The sequence below is a fragment of the Asanoa ishikariensis genome, from assembly GCF_900107455.1.
GTDB lineage: Bacteria > Actinomycetota > Actinomycetes > Mycobacteriales > Micromonosporaceae > Asanoa > Asanoa ishikariensis.
The window spans coordinates 448,268-467,805 of record NZ_FNQB01000003.1 but is presented as its reverse complement, the minus strand read 5'-3'; the positions used below and the strand labels follow the sequence as shown (position 1 = coordinate 467,805).

At 71.2% G+C, this 19,538-nt stretch carries 14 protein-coding genes and 1 pseudogene; 8 read left to right on the top strand and 7 right to left on the bottom strand.

What is annotated here, in order from left to right:
- Positions 1 to 59: 59 nt before the first annotated feature.
- From BLV39_RS26300 to BLV39_RS26290, 3 genes are all read right to left on the bottom strand, one after another.
- Positions 60 to 911 carry an SGNH/GDSL hydrolase family protein gene (locus BLV39_RS26300; protein ID WP_239083468.1) on the bottom strand — a complete coding sequence of 284 codons (852 nt, stop codon included), beginning with the start codon at positions 909 to 911 and terminating at the stop codon, positions 60 to 62.
- Between the two features lie 190 nt (positions 912 to 1,101).
- The gene (locus tag BLV39_RS26295) at positions 1,102 to 1,545 is read right to left on the bottom strand and encodes a hypothetical protein (RefSeq protein WP_143049890.1); all 444 of its coding nucleotides are present in this window, start codon (positions 1,543 to 1,545) and stop codon (positions 1,102 to 1,104) included.
- A gap of 390 nt (positions 1,546 to 1,935) precedes the next feature.
- Positions 1,936 to 4,005 carry a putative bifunctional diguanylate cyclase/phosphodiesterase gene (locus tag BLV39_RS26290; RefSeq protein ID WP_204082631.1) on the bottom strand — a complete coding sequence of 690 codons (2,070 nt, stop codon included), beginning with the start codon at positions 4,003 to 4,005 and terminating at the stop codon, positions 1,936 to 1,938.
- Between the two features lie 264 nt (positions 4,006 to 4,269).
- On the opposite strand from BLV39_RS26290, the gene BLV39_RS26285 reads away from it, so the two are divergent.
- Together BLV39_RS26285 and BLV39_RS26280 are read left to right on the top strand one after the other, a co-directional pair.
- A complete protein-coding gene (locus BLV39_RS26285; protein WP_090798653.1) occupies positions 4,270 to 5,997 on the top strand; it encodes an endo-1,4-beta-xylanase in 1,728 nt (575 codons plus the stop codon).
- 569 nt (positions 5,998 to 6,566) lie between these two features.
- Positions 6,567 to 8,021, top strand: coding sequence for a hypothetical protein (locus tag BLV39_RS26280; RefSeq protein ID WP_090800624.1), 1,455 nt, complete (start codon positions 6,567 to 6,569; stop codon positions 8,019 to 8,021).
- Between the two features lie 207 nt (positions 8,022 to 8,228).
- Here BLV39_RS26280 and BLV39_RS26275 read toward each other — a convergent pair whose 3' ends face one another.
- On the bottom strand, positions 8,229 to 9,080 hold the full coding sequence (locus BLV39_RS26275; protein WP_143049889.1) for a hypothetical protein: 852 nt from the start codon (positions 9,078 to 9,080) through the stop codon (positions 8,229 to 8,231).
- Between the two features lie 315 nt (positions 9,081 to 9,395).
- Between BLV39_RS26275 and BLV39_RS26270 the strand changes: the two genes are divergently transcribed.
- The 3 genes and pseudogenes from BLV39_RS26270 to BLV39_RS26260 all read left to right on the top strand — a co-directional run bounded on the left by BLV39_RS26270 (position 9,396) and on the right by BLV39_RS26260 (position 13,999).
- Positions 9,396 to 9,923 (top strand): 2'-5' RNA ligase family protein, encoded by a 528-nt coding sequence (locus BLV39_RS26270; RefSeq protein WP_090798649.1) that lies wholly within the window; start codon positions 9,396 to 9,398, stop codon positions 9,921 to 9,923.
- 63 nt (positions 9,924 to 9,986) lie between these two features.
- A pseudogene (locus BLV39_RS26265) lies at positions 9,987 to 12,518 on the top strand (DUF4118 domain-containing protein); the annotation flags it as partial.
- Positions 12,519 to 13,315: 797 nt separating this feature from the next.
- Positions 13,316 to 13,999, top strand: coding sequence for a response regulator (locus BLV39_RS26260; RefSeq protein WP_090798648.1), 684 nt, complete (start codon positions 13,316 to 13,318; stop codon positions 13,997 to 13,999).
- Here BLV39_RS26260 and BLV39_RS26255 read toward each other — a convergent pair.
- Positions 13,962 to 14,483, bottom strand: coding sequence for a GNAT family N-acetyltransferase (locus BLV39_RS26255; protein ID WP_090798646.1), 522 nt, complete (start codon positions 14,481 to 14,483; stop codon positions 13,962 to 13,964). The genes BLV39_RS26260 and BLV39_RS26255 overlap by 38 nt on opposite strands.
- Positions 14,484 to 15,131: a DUF899 domain-containing protein gene (locus BLV39_RS26250; RefSeq protein WP_090798645.1), complete on the bottom strand. Its 648-nt coding sequence runs from the start codon at positions 15,129 to 15,131 to the stop codon at positions 14,484 to 14,486. It abuts the gene before it with no gap.
- 29 nt (positions 15,132 to 15,160) lie between these two features.
- On the opposite strand from BLV39_RS26250, the gene BLV39_RS26245 reads away from it, so the two are divergent.
- The 3 genes from BLV39_RS26245 to BLV39_RS26235 are packed head-to-tail and all read left to right on the top strand — an operon-like array spanning position 15,161 to position 18,411.
- On the top strand, positions 15,161 to 16,162 hold the full coding sequence (locus tag BLV39_RS26245; protein WP_090798643.1) for a DUF4037 domain-containing protein: 1,002 nt from the start codon (positions 15,161 to 15,163) through the stop codon (positions 16,160 to 16,162).
- 9 nt (positions 16,163 to 16,171) lie between these two features.
- Complete coding sequence (locus tag BLV39_RS26240; protein ID WP_090798641.1) at positions 16,172 to 17,275, top strand: M24 family metallopeptidase; 1,104 nt, start codon at positions 16,172 to 16,174, stop codon at positions 17,273 to 17,275.
- Positions 17,272 to 18,411 (top strand): acyl-CoA dehydrogenase family protein, encoded by a 1,140-nt coding sequence (locus tag BLV39_RS26235; protein ID WP_090798640.1) that lies wholly within the window; start codon positions 17,272 to 17,274, stop codon positions 18,409 to 18,411. Before BLV39_RS26240 ends, BLV39_RS26235 begins: the two co-directional genes overlap by 4 nt.
- Here the strand turns inward: BLV39_RS26235 and BLV39_RS26230 are convergent.
- The gene (locus BLV39_RS26230) at positions 18,394 to 19,521 is read right to left on the bottom strand and encodes an epoxide hydrolase family protein (RefSeq protein WP_090798638.1); all 1,128 of its coding nucleotides are present in this window, start codon (positions 19,519 to 19,521) and stop codon (positions 18,394 to 18,396) included. The two genes, BLV39_RS26235 and BLV39_RS26230, sit on opposite strands and share 18 nt — an antisense overlap.
- Positions 19,522 to 19,538: the final 17 nt, after the last annotated feature.

The following is a 19,538-nucleotide window of genomic DNA, read 5'->3' as shown; positions in this document are numbered from 1 at the left end:
TTAAGGAAGGGCCCCTTATTAACGCTTTCCGCGGTATAAGGGGCCCTTGTTAACGTGCGCTACCAGTTGAAGCCGGCGGCGTAGCTCACCTGGGCGAGGGCCGCCTGGCCTGCGGTGTTGGGGTGGAAGTAGTCCCAGCCGGAGACCTGGCTGAAGGCGAACGGGTAGTTGAAGACCGCGTTGCCGTCGAAGTCGCAGTTCGGCCCGTAGGCGGCGCAGGCCTGGGCGAGCTGCGTGTTGAAGTCGACGACGCGCTGGCGTACCCGATCGCGTCGTTGGGTGTCGGCCGCGGCGGTCGAGGTCGGGTTGGCCAGCATCGACTTGCAGATGCCGAACAGCGACCACGCGGTGCGGGCGGTGCCGCTCGTCCGGCCGACCTCCCAGAGCCGCTTGATGTCCGGGATGCTGATCACGGCGACCCGCGCGTTCGGCAGGCCGCTCTTGAGGGTGGCGAGGGCCGTGTCGATGTGGCCGCGGAAGGTGCTGACGGCGGTCATCGAGCTCTCGGAGCTGGTGCAGGCGTCGTTGGCGCCGATGAGGATCGTGACGTACGCGGGGTTGCGGCCGACGGTCGCGGTGGCCTGGCCGGGCATGTCGTCGGCCTTGGCGCCCGACGCGGCCTGGTTGTAGTTCTTCCCGTTGATCGCGCTGTTCTTCGCGCGGATCCGCAGGTAGTGGCTGTTGACGCCGGACTCGCTTCCGGTGCTGAACGACCGCGAGGTGCAGTCGAAGTAGAAGCCACAGGCGTTGAAGCCCCGGGTGATCGAGTCGCCCATGCTGGCCATGGAGCCGGGCGGGGGTCCGGGGTCGGCCTGGGCGGGTCCGCTGACCGCGGTGACCGTGCCGACTGTCAGCGTGGCTGCGGCTAGCAGGGTGACCAGCCGGCGACGGGGGGATGTGGAAGTACTCACGCGACCTCCCAAAGGTGCACGAGTTACCGCCGAGTAACGGCAAGTGAACGCACGTTAACTCGGTGTGAGATCGATATCAATGGCTGCGTACGAGGTTTCGCCCCAGTCGCGATGTCGAGCCTTCCTGGCCCTTCGGTCGCGGAGGTCACGCCACGCCGGAGGGTCTGCGCAGGTCAGCCGCGCTTTCGCCCTATTCCGGTGGCTCGAACGCCTCGAGCTCGGCGACTCCGGTGCCGATCCTGCCCAGGAGCTCCAGCGGGGACTCGCCCTCGTACTCGGCCACCTGTTCGGCCAGCCTTCCGGCCAGCGCGCCCAGGCCGACGATGACGTCGCTGGCGTCGACCGTGGTGGACCGTGTGGGGTCGGAGTTGATCACGCCGATCGCGAACGACGCCATCTTCTGGACCAGATCGGAGCGGCCTGCGGCGGCGGCGGTGATCGCCTCGGTCGGGGTGCGGTCCTCGCGATCGCCGACGATGCGCGCGAGCGTCCCGACCAGATCGACCATCCCACCGGCGACATCGACGGCGTCATCGGGAGTCATGTTCAACAGAACGCCGAGCCCCTCCCGATCCTTACGAAGGCCGGCGGCGACAGCGGCAACCGCATGACCCATGGCGTCGGCGGGCGTCATTGGCCGACCATACGCGGCGAAGGTCAACGCGGGGGTGTTCCGGCGCGGGAGTTCGCGGTCAGGCTGTTGTGCGCGGGGGTGTTCCGCCGCGCGGGAGTTCGCGGTCAGGCTGTCTGCGCGCGTGGGTCGGCGGTCTTGTGTCGCTGCGAAAGTGCGCGCGGGACAGGATCCCCGACCCCACCCGCCCAGTCCGCCCGACCGCCAACCTGGGTGGCGGCGATTCGAGATGGTGGCCGGCCTTTCGGCCGGCGCGTTGCGGGTCGCTCTGAGGCGAGAGCGGTGGTTGCGGGTGGCCGCGGCCGTCGGCCCAGGCAGTTCGCGGGCCGATCGCGCAGGTCGCCGGGGACTGTCGGGCACCGGGGCCGCGCCCGCTGCGGAACCTCGGGTTGGTCAGGCGTGGGTCGTGTGGCGGCCGAGCCAGGCGACGACCGAGTCGCCCGGCATGGCCGGCGCGTACAGGTAACCCTGGGCCAGGTCGCAGCCGGCCTCGGTGAGGAGGCGGGCCGTGTAGCGGTTCTCGACGCCCTCGCCGACGACCCGCAGGCCGAGCGCGCGGGCCAGATCGACGGTCGACCGCACGATGACGGCGTCGTCGGCGTTGTGCGCGATGCCGGCGACAAACGACCGGTCGATCTTGATCTCGCGCAGCGGCAGGCGGCGGAGGTGCTGCAGGGACGAGTATCCCGTGCCGAAGTCGTCGAGCGAGATGGCGACCCCGGCGGCGGCGAGCTTCTCGATGGTGTCGCGCAGTTGGGCCAGGTCCGCCGTCAGCGCGCTCTCGGTGATCTCCACCTGGATCAGCTCCGGTGGCACCTTGTGCTCGGCGAGCCGCTCGGTGAGCTGGGTGATGATCTCGTCGCCGTGCAGGTCGCGGATGCTGACGTTGAGGGAGGTGCGCAACGAGACGCCGGCGGCCAGCCAGCGGGCCTGCTGGGCGACGACCTCGTCGATCACCCGCTGCGTGATCATGCCCATGACCGGCGTGTGCTCGGCGATCCGGAGCAGGTCGGCGGGCGGGATCGCGCCCTGGCTCGGGTGCTTCCAGCGCAGCAGCGCCTCGAAGCCCACGACCTTGCCGGTGGCCAGGTCGATCTGTGGCTGGTAGTGCAGCGCGACCGCGTCCTCGCCGCTGTCCAGCGCGCGCCGGAAGTCGGTGAGCAGGGCGAGGCGCTCGGGGGAGTTGTGGTCGTCCTCGGCCCGGTAGGCCTGGATGGGCCAACCGCGCTGCTTGGCGAGGTACATGGCGACGTCGGCGTGTCGCATCACGGTCGCGAAGTCTGTGCCGTCCCGCGGTGCCATCGCGATGCCGATCGAGCCGGTGATGTCGACCTGGAGGCCGTCGAGGATGACGGGCGTCGCCATCGCCTCGGTGACCTTCTCGGCGAGGCGGCGGGCCTCGGTCTCGGTGCTCACCGGTGCGACGACCGCGAACTCGTCACCGCCGAGGCGGGCGGCGGTGGCGCCCGTCGGCAGCGCGGCCAGCAGCCGGTGGCCGACGGCGATCAACAGCCGGTCGCCGACCTCGTGGCCGAGCGCGTCGTTGACGTACTTGAAGCGGTTGAGATCCAGCAGCAGCATCGCCAGGGGCGGCTCCTGCGCCGGGTCGCGGCCTTCCCGGCGGAGCCGGCCGAACGCGGCCCGCAGCCCGGTGCGGTTCGCCAGGTCGGTCAGCGGGTCGCGGCGGGCCGTCAGGTCGCGCTCGGCGGACAGCCGGGCCATCCGCTCGAACGCGTAGAGCGGGACGAACACGAGCGGCACGAACGCGGCGCTGACGTGTGCGGCCACGGCCAGCAGCGGGCTCAGCAGCAACAACGCGGCGATGGAGAGCAGCTCGTACGCCGGCGCCGGGCGGAGCATCTGCACGCCGGTGCGGCCCCGGGAGGCGAGCCCGGCGGCGGTCCGCAGGAGCTGGTAAGCGATCAGCCAGACCGCGGCGGCAGCGATGACGGACACGGCGTCGCGCACGGCGTCGACGGTGCCGATCGAGTTGAAGGGGTCCGGGCGCCCGATCACGAGCACCCCGAACGCGGCGGCTGTCGCCACGGCGAACTGCCCGGCCATGACCGCGGCGCGACCGGCCGGGTAGCGCATCCGCCAGGCGACCACCCCGGCCGCCGCCGCTTGCACGAGGATCGCCGGTCCCAGCCCCCAGCAGAGCAGGATCGCGAAGGTGAAGCACAGGGAGGGGCAGATCATCACCGGCTTGCCGTGGCGGCCGAGCGCGATGAACGCCCGGGCGTCGGCCACCAGCGCGAGCCCGGCCATCAACCAGAACTCGGGATGTCCGAACCCGTCGGAGAGCTCGCCGGCGAACGCGGACAACGCGAGGCCGAGCAGGCCGAGCAGCACGACACCGACGGCGTAGGCGGCCAGAGCGCGAGGCCGGCTGCGCGCGAACCCCTGTGCGGCGGCGCCGACACGTGGGGTCAGGAGTGCCGGGGGTGCCTCGACCCTGAACATCCCGTAAACCGTAGCTGGTCATTTTGCCATAAGTCACCCCGAGCATGGACTTTTATCGGTTAATCAGGATCACAGCAAAATATCGAAAGGTGTTGACGGAGCCCTGTTCCGCGACCCAGGATGGGAGCGCTTCCATTCACGTTGCTCTACGGATGGGCGTCCGTGGCGGGTTGGTGTCCTCCGGGCGGGCACGGCGCGAACGGGACCCGGCGGTCGTCCGTGGCGCGCTGTCGCCCATACCTCTCGTGAGGAGGAACCATCCCCATGATCATTCCTGCCCGGGGCGCCCGCCCGGAGCGGACGGCCGTGCTTGCCGTCGTCGCGGCGCTCGCGGTCCCGCTGGTCGTCGCGCCGATCGTCGCCGCGCCGCCCGCCGCGGCCGACGCGCCGCTGCGCGTGCACGCCGCCGCGCGCGGCAAGTTCATCGGCTACGCCGCCGGCACCAGCCCGCTCGCCAACGAGGCCGCGTACCGATCTGTCGCCGCGTCGGAGTTCAACCAGGTCACCGCCGAGAACGCGATGAAGTGGGAGTCGACCGAGCCCTCGGACGGCAACTACACGTTCTCCGGCGCCGACCAGGTGGTCGCTTTCGCGACCGCCAACAACCAGCAGGTGCACGGGCACACGCTGGTCTGGCACAGCCAGACGCCCGGCTGGGTGCAGGGCCTGTCGGCCAGCGCGATGCGGACCGCGATGCAGGACCACATCGCGACCGTGGTCGGCCGTTACGCCAACAACGCCTCCCTCGTCTCGTGGGACGTCGTCAACGAGGTGTTCGAGGAGAACGGCAACCTGCGCAGCAGCTTCTGGTACAACACCCTCGGCTCGTCGTACATCGCCGACGCGTTCCGCTACGCCCGCGCAGCCGACAGCAACGCCCGGCTGTGCATCAACGACTACAACGTCGAGGGCATCAACGCCAAGAGCACCGCGATGTACAACCTGGTGCGCCAGCTACGCGCCGACGGCGTGCCGGTGGACTGTGTGGGTTTCCAGGGTCACCTCGCTATCCAGTACGGGTTCCCGTCGCAGTTCCGCGAGAACCTGGATCGGTTCGCCGCGCTCGGTGTGCAGGTCCGGATCACCGAGCTCGACATACGTATGCAGATGCCTCGGGACAGCACCAAGGACGCCACCCAGGCCACCTACTACCGCAACGTGGTGCAGGGGTGCCTGGCCGTGACCGCGTGCGCGGGCGTCACGATCTGGGGCTTCACGGACAAGTACTCGTGGGTGCCGGACGTCTTCTCCGGTGAGGGCGCGGCCCTGCCGTGGGACGCGAACTACTCGACGAAGCCGGCGTACACCGCCATCCATGACGCCCTCGACGACGGATCCGGGCCTGCCCCGGACACCACGCCACCAACCACGCCGGGCACACCGGCCGCCTCGGGGGTGACCTCGTCCGGTCTCTCGTTGTCATGGACTGCCTCCTCGGATGCGGTCGGTGTCGCGGGCTATGACGTGCTGCGGGCGACGGGAGCGAGCGGCGGCTCGTTCGCGGTGGTCGGCACGCCGTCTTCGGCGTCCTTCGTGGACAGTGGCCTGGCCGCCTCGACCACGTACCGCTACCAGGTGCGTGCCCGAGACGCCGCCGGCAACGTGTCGTCCCTGTCGTCGGTCGCCTCGGTGACGACGACGGCCGGCGGTGGCGGCCCAGGCCCGTCGTCGTGCCGGGTCGCGTACACGATCAGCCCCTGGGGCGGATCACCCGGCTTCACGGCGGGTCTCGTACTGACGAATACGGGTACCTCCTCGCTCTCGGGTTGGACACTCGCGTTCTCGCTGCCGAGCGGCCAGGCGATCACGCCTCCGGGTTGGTCGGCGACGTGGTCGCAGTCCGGCCAGGCGGTGACCGCGACCCCGCTGTCGTGGAACTCGACGCTGGCGCCGGGCGGCTCCACGACGATCGGCTTCAACGGCACACACACCGGTGGAACCAGCGAGCCCACCACCTTCACGGTGGGCGGTTCGTCCTGCACGGTGGTCTGAGCTCGTCTCTCGCGCGGTGGGCGGTCCGCTCAGGCGGCGGACCGCCCACCGCACCTCACCTCCTTTCGTCGTGGCCGGCTCGCCCGCTCGACACGATGCCCCGCGGAAGGCATGTCTCTCGTGTCGTCGGAGGTAGCGGGCGAGCGGCCTCCTGGCGCAATCCGGTCAGTGCACGGCGTTCTTCATGGCTGCGCGCTCGGCTGCGCGCTTGGCTTCGCGAAGGTTGAGCCGGTCTGACCTGGGCGACCTCCATCAAGGCGTTGTCAGGATGGTGCTGAGTCGGGCGCGCCTCTGGAGGCTGATCCAGAGGAGTCGCCGTGAGGACGGGATTGTTCGCAGACCGTCACCCGTCGGAAAGTTGGTTCGCGAGCCCGCCGCTGCCCGTCGTTGCGATTGCGCCGCCGGATCGAACGTACCGACGGCTCTCGGGTGGCGGTAGCGGCGTTTTTCAAGCCAGGCCACGGTTTCCCGGTAAACGGTGGGTTGCTATATCGATTCGTAACGTGGCGGTAGCCCGAGCGCGGGACGTGGACGGTGCGAGTGTCGGTGGGTCGCGCGATGATGTGCCCGTGACTGAACCGAGCGGCGTGATCTTCCCGCCCACCGCCAGCGGCACCGGCCTGACCTCGTCGCTGGGGCGGGCGGTGGTCGGTGACGCGCTGCGCGCCGTCGACCCGATCGGCGCGGCGGCGGCGCAGCGCGAGACCGACTGGCGGCGCGGCTACCTGATGCATTTCCGCCGGCTGGTCGAGGCGGGTCTCGGCAGCGGCGAGGCGGCCCGGCAGATCGCCGCCGGCGGGCTCGCCTCGGTCCACGAGCGCATGCGGTTCCGCACGGCCGAGGGCACCGTCGAGCCGTTGGCGGCGGCGTTCACGGGGCCGGTCGAGCCGCTCTCGACCGCGACGGTCGGTGGGCAGGGGCGGGTCGACAAGGAGCTGACGCTGCCCTACCGGGGGGAGCGACTACGCGGCGACGGCATCAAGCGCCGGCTCGACGCCTGGCTGGCGGCCGGCATCATCGAGCCGTCGTGCGCGGAGGCCATCCGCACGGTGCAGGCCAACCCGGACTGGCTCGACCTCGGAGGCACGACGGTCGTCGCGCTCGGCGCCGGCGCCGAGATGGGACCGGTGCCGTCCCTGCTGCGCTGGGGCAACCCGGTCGTCGGTGTCGACCTGGCGCGGCCCGCGCTGTGGTCGCGGCTGATCGAGACCGCGGACCGTTACGGCGGGCGCCTGCACGTCCCGGCGGTCAAGGGCGACGGCGACCTCGCCCAGCGGGCCGGTGCCGACCTGCTGCACGGCATCGGGTCGATCGCGGAGTGGCTCGACGGCTTCGACGGCCGGTTGGTGCTGGGCAACTACGTCTACGCCGACGGTGCGATCAACGTGCGGCTGAGCACCGCGGTCGACGCCCTGACCGGCCACCTGAGGCAGTCCCGCCCCGACACGGCGCTGGCGTTCCTGGCGACCCCGACGGACGTGTTCGCGGTGCCGGGCGACGCGGTGGCACACAGCGAACGCGCCTACGGGTCGCCGGCCGGTGTGGGGCGACTACGCCGGCCACTGCGGCTGTTGTCGGGGGGTCGGATGCTGCGGCGCAACTACGCGCCGGGCGACGACCCGGGCATCTGCGACGCGTTGGTGGCGCAGCAGGGTCCCAACTACGCCCTCGCGAAGCGCATCCACCGCTGGCGGGCGACAGTGGCCCGCTCCGAGGGCGTCACGGTCAGCATGAACGTGGCACCACCGACCCGCACCCGGTCAGTGGTCAAGAACCGGGCGCTGGCGGCGGCCTACGCGGGCGCGCACCGCTTCGGCGTCGAGGTCTTCGAACCGGCGACGAGCAACACGCTGATGGCGGCGCTCCTGGTCCACGACCTACGCAACCCACCGCAGCCCGCGGCCGAGGTCTGGCACGAGGAGGCGGAGTTCGCGGCACACGGCGGGTTGTGGCGCTGCGCCTACGCGCCGCGGAGCGCGCTGGGCATCGCCGCGCTCCTCGGGTGGGGGGCGGCCCGTGGCTGACTGAGCGGATCAGGCAGGGCGAGGTCCGCGAAGCCGAGCACTGACTGCTGGACGGTTGACACCGGGCCGCCCCAGTCACTGCCAGACCGCTGCGGTGGCCTGGGTCGAGGCGGCCCTGGCGGCGAGCAGCTCGGTCGGCGGGCGGCGGCGCTGATCGGGGGCATCCGACTGTCGTCCTGTCGGAACGAGGGTCACGCGGACGGGCCGCTACCGGTTCACCGCTGCGACGTCGACGTGCATGATCAGGCTGGGCTCTTCAACGGTGAGGAAGGGCGTCCAGTCCTCACCCCGCAACGCGACCGTCTCGAGGCGAGGGCCTGTGCCTGTTGGCTGAGTCGGCTCGAACAGGAACCGGTCGCCGATCCGGGCTATCGGGCGCCGCCATGATGAGCGCAATGGGCGGCGCCTCCCGGAGAAGACGTCGATCGCGGCCAGTTCGGGCTCCGGCATGCCGTCTGCGGTAGAGAGCTCACAAGCCACGTGCGACCTGTTCAGCCAACCGGTGTTGCCCTGCGGGACTATCTGCGCACCGCGGAGGTGCCGCAGAAGTCGTCCTCGTAGATCCACCACGATCGTGTGCGAGTAGACCTCGTCGGGATCATCGGGTAGCGCCGCGTAGGTGGCCGCTATGTACAGCGCGTCGGGAGAGACCGTGACCGTGCTTTCCGCCGCGGGCCAACCCGGGGCGGAATAGATGGCCTCGCAATGGCCGGTCTCGAGGTTCACCATCGTGATCACCGCGGCGCCGTCGGCATCCTCGGGGTCCGAGGCGTCCCAGGTCTCCGCCAGCACCGCGGCCATCCCGGGATCGACCATCGCCGCGGCGCGCGGGACCCAGGTGGAGGACGGCACCGATACCCACTGCTCACGACCGCTCGCGAAATCGTGCCGACCGATCCGACAGACGCTTCCGGTCGGGCTCATGAGCAGGGCGGAAGCTCCGTCCCCTGACAGGCAGAGGACGTCACTGCCCAAGGAGAACTGCAACGCGGGTGGTCTCGAGAACTCACCGGAGTCGGCGTCCTGCACCACGGCGAGGGCGCCGTCAGCGTCGATCATCTTGAGGAGGAGAGAAGCCGACCGGCGCGGAGACGAACTCGCCAGGTCAGCCAACGCGAACGCGAACGGAGGAGCGACTGCGCCCACGACGCTCATCATTACCTCCCTATGGCCGAAATGCGACCCTGCGCCATCCCTTGGCAGACGGCCGCGCGCGGCTGGCCGACGAGGCCGCCACCGGCGCGGTGGCGCGCACGTGGTCGCTCGGGATGGGGCCGCAAGAAACATCCTAGGACGCTTTAGGGGGTGTGTGCTGCGTCAGGTCGTGGGCGGGCGGTTCTTGATCTTCGGGGCGGGGGCATCGACACTGGCGGCGTGCAAGCGATCGAGACCGCGTTGATCGTTCCGGTGCCCGAGGCCGAGGACGTCGTAGGCGTGCACCGCGCCAGGTTCGACCAGGCCGCGCGGTGGGGAGTGCCGGCGCACGTGACCGTGCTCTATCCGTTCGTTCCGCCCGAGGCGGTGACCGACGAACTGTTGGACGCCGTGCGGGAGACGGTGGCCGGCATGCCGCGGTTCGAGATCGAGTTCGCGCAGGTCCGTTGGTTCGGTGAGCAGGTCGTCTGGCTCGCGCCTTCGCCCGACCAGCCGTTCCGGGCGCTCACCGCCGCGCTGTGGGCGCGGTTTCCCGACTACCCGCCGTACCGGGGCGAGTTCGCCGACGTCGTACCCCATCTGACCGTTGGGCACGACGTGCCGCCCGCGGACCTGACCGCCGCGGCCGACGCGGTGGCGGCGCGGTTGCCGTTGCGGGCGGCGCCGCGCGAGGTGCTGCTGATGGTCGGCGCTCCGGAACCGGACGCGTGGCGCACGGTGGCACGGTTCGCGTTGGGTGACGCATAAGGGCGTAGAAATCGTGTCAAGATCGGCCCGGGGCACCCCGATGACGCGCGAGTATTGAACGCGATGGCTCGTGGACAGTTGCGGATCTATCTCGGCGCCGCGCCCGGTGTCGGGAAGACCTTTGCCATGCTCGAAGAGGCTCAGCGGCGGGCCGGGCGGGGCACCGATCTGGTGATCGGGTTCCTCGAGACGCACGGGCGGCCGCATACCGCTGAGATGCTCGATGATCTCGAGATCACGCCCCGCCGGGAGATGAGCTATCGCGGCGCCCGGTTCACCGAGATGGACGTCGACGCCATCCTGCGCCGCAACCCCCAGGTCGCCGTCGTCGACGAGCTTGCCCACACCAACGTCCCGGGCTCGCGCAACGAGAAGCGCTGGCAGGACATTCAGGAGCTCCTGGACGCCGGGATCACCGTGCTCTCCACGGTCAACATCCAGCACCTGGAGTCACTCAACGACGTGGTCGAGCAGATCACCGGGGTGGTGCAACGAGAAACAGTTCCGGACAGCGTTGTACGCGGCGCTGATCAGGTCGAGCTCGTCGACATGACGCCCGAGGCGCTGCGGCGGCGGATGGTGCACGGCAACGTGTACCCGCCGGAGAAGATCGACGCGGCGCTGGGCAACTACTTCCGGGTCGGCAATCTGACCGCGCTGCGGGAACTGGCCTTGCTCTGGTTGGCGGACAAGGTCGACGAGCAGCTCGACCGGTACCGCGAGGAACACGGCATCGGCACCACCTGGGAGACGCGCGAGCGGGTCGTCGTCGCCGTGACCGGTGGGCGCGAGGGTGACACGCTGATCCGCCGCGCTGCGCGGATCGCCGCCCGAAGCAAGGGCGCCGACCTGCTGGCCGTGCACGTGTCGCGCAGCGACGGGCTGGTCGATGCCGACCCGGCCCTACTGTCCCGGCAGCGGCTGCTGGTGGAGAGCCTCGGCGGCACGTACCACCAGGTGGTCGGCGCCGACGTCTCCCGCGCGTTGCTGGACTTCGCCCGCGGCGTCAACGCCACCCAGCTCGTGCTCGGCGCCAGCCGGCGTGGGCGCGTGCAGCAGATCTTCTCGGCAGGTGTCGGGGTGACCACGACCGCGCAGTCCGGGCCGATCGACGTGCACCTGGTCACCCACGAGGAGATCGGCCTCGGCCGGCGGCGATTTCGACGCGGCGGTGCTGCCCTGTCGCGGAGCCGGCGGATCGCCGGCTTCCTTGTCGCGCTGATCGGGCTGCCGGCGCTGACCGCGATCCTGGTGCCGTTCACCGACAACTTGTCACTGGCCAGTGACATGATGCTGTTCCTGCTGGCGATCGTGGTGGTGGCGCTGGTGGGTGGCCGCTGGCCGGCGATCGCGGCCGCCGTGGCCGGCTTCCTGCTGCTCAACTACTACTTCACGCCGCCGTTGCGGCGGTTCACGGTCAACGAGACGGAGAACCTGCTCGCGCTCGCGGTCTTCGTCGTCGTCGCGATAGCGGTGAGCGCCGTGGTCGACACCGCCGCCACGCGGACCCGGGAGGCGGCGGGAGCGAGTGCCGACGCACAGACCCTGGCAACCGTGGCAGGTAGCGTGCTGCGCGGCGCCCGGCCGCTCGAGGCGCTGCTGCGTCAGCTCCGCGAGATGTTCGGCCTCGACTCGGTGACGCTGCTGGAGCGTGCGCCCGGCGCGGTCGACGTGCCGGACCGCCGGCGTGACCCGACCGCCTGGCGGGTGGCTGCCAGCGATGGGGCAGAACCGAGCCGCACCCCGGCCGACGGTACGAGCGACGTGCCGATCGGCGACGACCTCGCGCTGGTGTTGAAGGGCAGCACCCTGGAGGCCAGCGACCGGCGGATCATCGAGGCGTTCGCCGCCCAGGCCGCCGTCGCGCTGCGCCAGGAGCGGCTGGCCGAGCAGGCCGCCGAGGCGCTGCCGCTGGCCGAGGCCGACCGGATGCGCACCGCGTTGCTGGCGGCGGTCAGCCACGACCTGCGTACGCCGCTGGCGTCCGCGAAAGCGGCCGTGACCAGCCTGCGCAGCGACGAGGTGGAGTTCTCCCCGGACGACCGCGACGAGCTGCTGGCCACGGCCGACGAGTCCCTGGACAAGCTGAGCCGGCTGGTGGCGAACCTGCTCGACATGAGCCGCCTGCAGGCCGGCGCGCTGGGTGTGATGGCCGCGTCGCTGGGTCTGGAGGAGGCGGTGCCGCGCGCGCTGGACGAGCTCGGCGTTCCCGCGCGCCCGGTGGTTCTCCGGATGCCGGACGACCTGCCGCTCGTGCACGCGGACCCGGGGCTGCTGGAGCGGATCCTGGTGAACGTGATCGGGAACGCGATCAGGTACTCGCCGACCGACCGGCCGCCGAAGATCACGGCGAGTGAGCACGCGGGGCAGGTCGAGCTGCGAGTGATCGACTGGGGGCCTGGCATTCCCGATTCCGCAAGGGACCGGGTGTTCCAGCCCTTCCAGCGGCTCGGTGACCGCACCAACCACGAGGGGGTCGGGCTCGGGCTGGCGCTGTCCCGCGGGCTGGCGGAGGCGATGGGCGGCTCGCTGGTGCCGGAGACGACGCCCGGCGGCGGGCTGACGATGGTGCTGGCCCTGCCCTCGACGGAGGCCGAGGTGGAGCCGACCGAGACCCGCGCGACGGAGCTTGCCGACCAGGCGATCCGCGAGCGGCTGCGGCGCTGGCCCCGGGACGGGCAGTTGTCGTCGCGGCTCGGTGAGGTGGCTACGCCGGACCTCGCGGTCGGCGAGCCCGCCCGGGTGGATCGCGGCCTGGTCCCTGAGCCGGTGCATCCGTCGCGACTGGCTGAGCGCGACGCTGCCGCTCGCGCGGCGCGCGGTGCGGGACCGGATGGCGGAGCCGACGGTCAAGCGGACGGGGACGGAGGCACGGCGCCTGGCGCCGGCGCCGATCGCGGTGCGGACAAGGACCGTGCCGGCAGGGACGGCGCCGGCAAGGACGGCGCGGGCAAGGACAGTGCCGGCAAGCACGGCGCCGGCAAGGACCGTGCCGGCAAGGATGGTGCGGAGCGCCGTTCGTGGCTGGGCCGCGCGGTGCGGGCCGATCGCAGCCGTCAGGACGCAGACAGCGACGCCCCCACGGCGGGCAGCGCCGGCGCCGAGCACGATGCGGGCGACGGCGGTGATGCTGACCGGAGCCGCTTCGAGGGTGGTGAGGGAACCGTGGGCGATCACGACGGAGTCGGTACGGGCGAGAGTCACGTGAGCGGTCGCGATCGTCCCCGCCGAAGCCGGGGCATGCGCCACGGTGAGGGTTCCGGCCCGCCGGGCGACGAAGCGACCAGCAAGACAGAAAGCCCGGGGACGGGCGCAACTGAAGGTGGTAGGGACCAGGTGCGGGCGAACGAGCGCGACGGCGACGACACACCGCCGTCGCGGGGTGGTGGGCGGTGACCAGGATTCTGGTGGTCGATGACGAGCCGCAGATCCTGCGGGCGATGCGGATCAACCTGCGGGCACGCGGCTACGACGTGGACGTCGCCGCGGACGGTGGCACGGCGTTGAAGTCGGCGGCAGCACGGCCGCCGGATCTGGTCGTCCTGGACCTGGGCCTGCCCGACATCGAGGGAACAGAGGTCATCCGCGGCCTGCGGGGCTGGACCACCGTCCCGATCATCGTCCTGTCGGGACGCGCGGACAGCGCCGACAAGGTCGCAGCCCTGGATGCCGGCGCCGACGACTACGTGACCAAGCCGTTCGGCGTCGACGAGCTACTCGCCCGCATCCGCGCGGTCACGAGACGCATGGGTGCCACCTCCGACGCCACGCCGGTCGTCAAGGTCGGCGGGTTCAACGTGGACCTGTCGGCGCGCACGGTGGAGCCACCCGAGGGCACCGCCGAGGTCAGGCTCACCCCGACCGAGTGGCACCTGCTCGAGATCCTGTTGCGCAACCCGGGCAAGCTCGTCAGCCAGCGGCAGTTGCTGCAGGACGTGTGGGGGCCGCAGTACCAGACGGAGACCAACTACCTCCGCCAGTACATGGCGCAGCTACGCCGCAAGTTGGAGGCCGACCCCGGCCACCCTAGGCACCTGCTCACCGAACCGGGGATGGGTTACCGCTTCCAGCCGTGAGTGCCTTGACCAGCATCGTGATCGTCTCCGGGAACCAGCGGCGTACGCCGTCGTCGCCGATCGCGTGGTAGCCCGTGGCGATGTGACCGTGCGGCCATTCCACGTACCCGAGCCGTTCGTAGAGACGTCGGGCGTCGGGGTTCGTCACTCCGACGCCGAGGACGACCCGCGAATGGCCGCGCGAGCGCACCAGGTCCTCGGCCGCGCGGATGAGCGCCGTGCCGTAGCCCCGGCCGCGCAGCACCGAGACCACCTCGAGGTGGACCAGCATCGGCAGGCCGGACAGGTGCTGGTTGACCTCGGCCTCGGGCGCGGGGGAGAACGACACCCACACGTCACCGACCGGCTGGCCGTCGAGCAGACCGACGAGCAGAACCCCGTCGTTGGGCGACCGGGAGAGGTGGACGGTGAAGAACTCCCGCTGGCCGAGCAGCGCGACGAGACCGTCGAGGTGGTCGGCAGTCGCCGGGCGGACGGTGAACACTCAGTACTCGTCGTGCAGGCGCCACCAGCTGTACGGCTCCGTCTGCGGCCAGCCCAGCGGTGAGTCCTCCCAGTTCTCCTGCCGCCCGTACGCGGTCAGGTCGAGGAGGTTGAAGTCGAACCTGAGCCGGTCGACGCCGCGGCCGCTGGTCAGGTAGGTCTGGAACACGTCGACGCCGTCGCTGACGAACGCGGCCAACGCGAAGCCGCCCCCGGCGCCGATGTCGGTGCTGAAGGTGGTGCCGCGCGACGAGTACACCGGCACCGTCCACTCCATCCGGTGCCGCACGTCAAGAAGCTGCGGCAACGGCATGTTCGAGACCACCGCGTACGAGACGCCGCGTGCGTGCAGGTGTTCAAGGCGGCCGACGTTGTCGGTGAAGCTGGCGCAGCCCGAGCAGATGTCGTCGGGCCCGTTGTCCATGAACTGGTAGACGACAAGCTGAGAGCGGCCCTCGAACAGGTCCCGCAGGTCGACCGGTCCCTCGGGACCAGCCAAAGCGTAGGAACCCGGCATCCGCACCATCGGCAGCCGCCGCCGTTGGGCGGCGAGAGCGTCCAAAGCGTGGGTAGCCTCTTTCTCCTTGACCAGCAGGGCGTCGCGAGCGGTCTGCCACTGCTCGCGGGACACGATCTCGGGCTGGGCCATCAACCAACCCTATCGCCGGGAGGGCGGACGTGGAGTTCACGCCGGGCCTGGCGGTCAGCCGCCGGCTGTACGACGAGGTGGTGGCGCCGGCTCTAGGAGCCGTCCCGCACGCGGCCGGCCGGGTCGACAGCGGCTCCGACGTCCTCGGCTTCGACACCGCACGGTCCATGGACCACGACTGGGGTCCCCGGCTCCAGGTGTTCGTCCGGGACCGCGCCACCGCGGCAGCGGCCAGGGCAGGAATCGTGCTCCCCGAGACCTTCCACGGCATCCCCACCAGGGACCACGGCGAGCAGATCGGCGTCACGGTCGACGCCCTCGACGACTACCTCACCGCCAGCCTGGCCTTGCCCGACCCGGCGAACCCGACCACCGACGACTGGCTCGCGCTGCCGACCCAGCGGCTGGCCGAGTTCACCGGCGGCGCGGTCTTCCGCGACGACCTCGGCGGCCTCACCGCCGCCCGGGAGGCACTGCGCTGGTACCCGGACGACGTGTGGCGCTATGTCGTGGCCGCCCAGTGGATGAGGATCGACCAGGAGGAGCCCTTCGTCGGCCGGTGCGGCGAGCTCGGAGACGACCTCGGCAGCCGGATCGTCGCCGCCCGGCTGGCCCGCGACCTGATGCGGCTGTTCCTGCTGCTGGAGCGCCGCTACCCGCCGTACAGCAAATGGCTCGGCACCGCTGTCGCCAAGATCAGCACGGCTCCGCACGAGGCGCTGCGCAAGGCCGTGCGGGCAGACGATTGGCGCCAGCGCGAGCACCACCTCCTCGAAGCGGCGACCAGGGCGGGGGAGCGCACCAACGAGGTCTTCGGCACCGCCGAGGACCCCACCCCGAGGCCGTTCCACGACCGGCCGATCATGGTCCTGGGCGCGGCCCGGTTCGCCAGAGCACTCGAACCCGAGCGACCAATGACGGGCGCCGTCGACCAGTGGGTGGACAGCACGGACGTGCTGTCACTTGTCGGACGCGCCCGGGCCGCGGCGCGCGGACTCAACCGGGCGGGACTCGGCCCGAACGACCGTTAAGCTTGGGGTGTGCTCAATGCGGAGCTCTACCCACCCGAGCGGCTCGTGGCCGCCCAGCGTGCGACGGCGGCGGTCGGCCTCGACGCGCTGCTCGTCACGCCGGGCTCCGACCTGCGCTACCTGACCGGCTACGACGCGCACGCCCAGGAACGCCTGACCTGCCTGGTGCTGCCGGCCCGGGGCGAGCCGACCCTCGTAGTGCCGACCCTGGAGCGGCCCGCGGCCGAGGTCGCCACGCACGGCCTCAAGATCGTTGATCATCAGGACGGCGACGACCCGTACCCCCTGGTCGTGAACGCGCTCGACGGACCGCCCAGCGTCCTGGCCCTCAGCGACCGCATGTGGGCCGCCCAGGTGCTCGGGCTCCGCCAAGCGCTTCCGAGGACCGAGCAGCGCCTGGCCGGCGAGATCCTCGACGAGCTGCGGATGCGCAAGTCGCCCGCCGAGGTCGGGGCACTGCGCGAAGCGGGCGCCGCGATCGACGCCGTGCACGCCCGGATGGCCGATTGGCTGCTGCCGGGCCGCACCGAGCGCCAGGTCGGTGCCGACATCGCCGAGGCGATCATCGAGTCCGGGCACACCAGCGTCGACTTCGTGATCGTCGCGTCCGGGCCCAACGGCGCGAGCCCGCACCACGCCACCGCCGACCGGGTGATCCGGGCCGGCGAGCTCGTGGTCGTCGACATCGGCGGGATGATGCCGTCCGGCTACTGCTCCGACTCGACCCGCACCTACGTGGTCGGTGCACCTCCTGCGGACGCGGCTGACTGGTACGCGGTGCTGCATGCCGCCCAGCGCGCCGCGGTCGACGCCGTGCGTCCCGGCATCACCTGCGCGCAGGTCGACGCCGCGGCCCGCGACGTGATCGCCGACGCCGGCTACGGGCCCGCGTTCCTGCACCGCACCGGGCACGGGATCGGCCTCGACACGCACGAGGAGCCCTACATCGTGGCCGGCAACGACCGGCCCCTCGAACCCGGCATGGCGTTCTCGATCGAGCCGGGCATCTACCTCGCGGGCCGGCACGGCGCCCGCATCGAAGACATCGTCGTCTGCACCGACCGGGGCGTAGACGTCTTCAACACCACACCCACGGAGTTGGCCGAACTATGACCGACCGCATCCTGCCCACAGAGGAAGCCGGAGATCTCCTCGACCTCGCCACCGAGATCGGCGACCGCGAGCTCGCGCCCCGGGCCGCGGAATACGAGGCGCGCCGGGAGTTCCCGCGCGAGCTGATCCGCACGCTGGGCCGGGCCGGGCTGCTCGGCCTGCCCTACCCGGAGGAGGTCGGTGGCGGCGGGCAGCCGTACGAGGTCTACCTCCAGGTCCTGGAGATCCTCGCGTCGCGCTGGCTGGTCGCCGCCGAGGCGGTCAGCGTGCACACCCTGTCCTGCTACCCGGTGGCCAGCTCCGGCAGCGAGCAGCTTCGCAAGCTGCTGCCCGACATGCTCGGCGGCGAGCTGCTCGGCGCCTACTGCCTGTCCGAGCCCCAGGGCGGCTCCGACGCGGCCTCGCTGACCACGAAGGCGGTCCGGGACGGCGACGCGTACGTGGTCGACGGCACCAAGGCGTGGATCACCCACGCGCACGACGCCGACTTCTTCAACGTGTTCGCACGCACCGGCGGCCCCGGCGCCGGCGGCATCTCCTGCCTGCTGGTCGACGCCAACACGCCGGGCATCGTGCCGCAGGCGCCGGAGCGCACGATGGGCCTGCACGCCTCTCCGATCTCGCAGATCGCGTTCGACGGTGTCCGGGTGCCCGCCGACCGGCTGGTCGGCGACGAGGGCACCGGCTTCGGCATCGCCCTGCGGGCGCTGGACTCCGGCCGTCTCGGCATCGCCGCCTGCGCCGTCGGGCTGGCCCAGGCGGCGCTCGACTACGCGGCCGGCTACGCCCGCGAGCGCGAGCAGTTCGGGTCGCCGATCATCGAGTTCCAGGGGCTCGGGTTCATGCTCGCCGACATGGCCACCCAGGTGTCCGCCGCCCGCGCGCTGACCCTGTCGGCGGCCCGGCTGCGCGACCACGGCCGGCCTTACTCCGTGGAGGCCGCCAAGGCCAAGCTGTTCGCCACCGACGTCGCGATGAAGGTGACCACCGACGCGGTCCAGGTCCTCGGCGGCTACGGCTACGTCGCCGACCACCCGGTCGAGCGCTACATGCGCGAGGCCAAGGTGCTCCAGATCGTCGAGGGCACGAACCAGATCCAGCGCATGGTCGTCGCCCGGTCACTGGCCAAGGGCTAGCTTCCCGAAGAACGCCCGGATGTCGGCCGCGTGCGCCCGCGGCTGCTCCATCGCCACGAAATGGTTGCCCGGGTTCCCCTCCGGCCAGTGCACGATCGTGTTGTCCCGCTCGGCGAGGCGACGCATCAGCGGCGAGCCGCCGCCGTACACGCCGGAGGGGACCTGCCTCTGTCCCTTCGGCCAGGCGAAACCGCCGTCGGCGGCCAGCGTGAGGCGCTCGTACATCGGCCAGGACGACGACCCCGCCGTGCCGGTGAACCAGTAGACGCTCGCGTTGGTGAGCATCAGGTCCCGGTCGATGACCTGGTCGGGGGTCTCGGCCATGAACGCGAACTCCTTGAACTTGTGGGTCAGCCAGGCCAGGAGCCCCACCGGAGAGTCGTTCCAGGAGTACGCCATGGTCTGCGGAGCCGCCCGCAGCAGCGCGTGATGGTCGACGCCGCCGCTCATCCACTGCTGCATCTGGGCCCACTCCGCCCGTTCGGCCTCGTCCATGCCCGGCACGTCGGCCGCCGTCGGGAAGCCGAACCCGCCGTCGATGTGCACGCCGACCACGTGCTCGGGCGCGACCTTGGCCACCTCGGGAGCCACGTACGCGCCGAGGTCGCCGCCCTGGGTGCCGTAGCGGTCGTAGCCGAGCCGGTCCATCAGCGACGCCCACATGCGGGCCACCCGCTCGACACCGAATCCCGACGCCGGTGCCTCCGAGAACGCGAACCCGGGCACGGACGGCACGACCACGTGGAAGGGCTGTCCTTCATCCGGGTCGGTGAGAAGGCCGATCAGGTCGCGGAACTCGACGAACGAGTTCGGCCAGCCGTGCGTCAGCAGCAACGGCAGCGCGTCGGGCGCGGGGGAGCGGACGTGCAGGAAGTGCACCGCCAGGCCGTCGAGCTCGGTCATGAACTGCGGGAACTCGTTGAGCCGGGCCTCGTGCTCCCGCCAGTCGTATTTCGTGGCCCAGTGCTCGGCCAGGTCGCGCAGGTAGTCCACCGGCACCCCGCGGCTCCAGCCGTCGCCGGGAAGCTGGCGGGGCCAGCGGGCGCGCACGAGCCGGTCGCGCAGGTCGTCGAGGTCGGCTTGGGGGATCTCGATCCGGAAAGGCGTCATGCGGACCACGCTAGGAG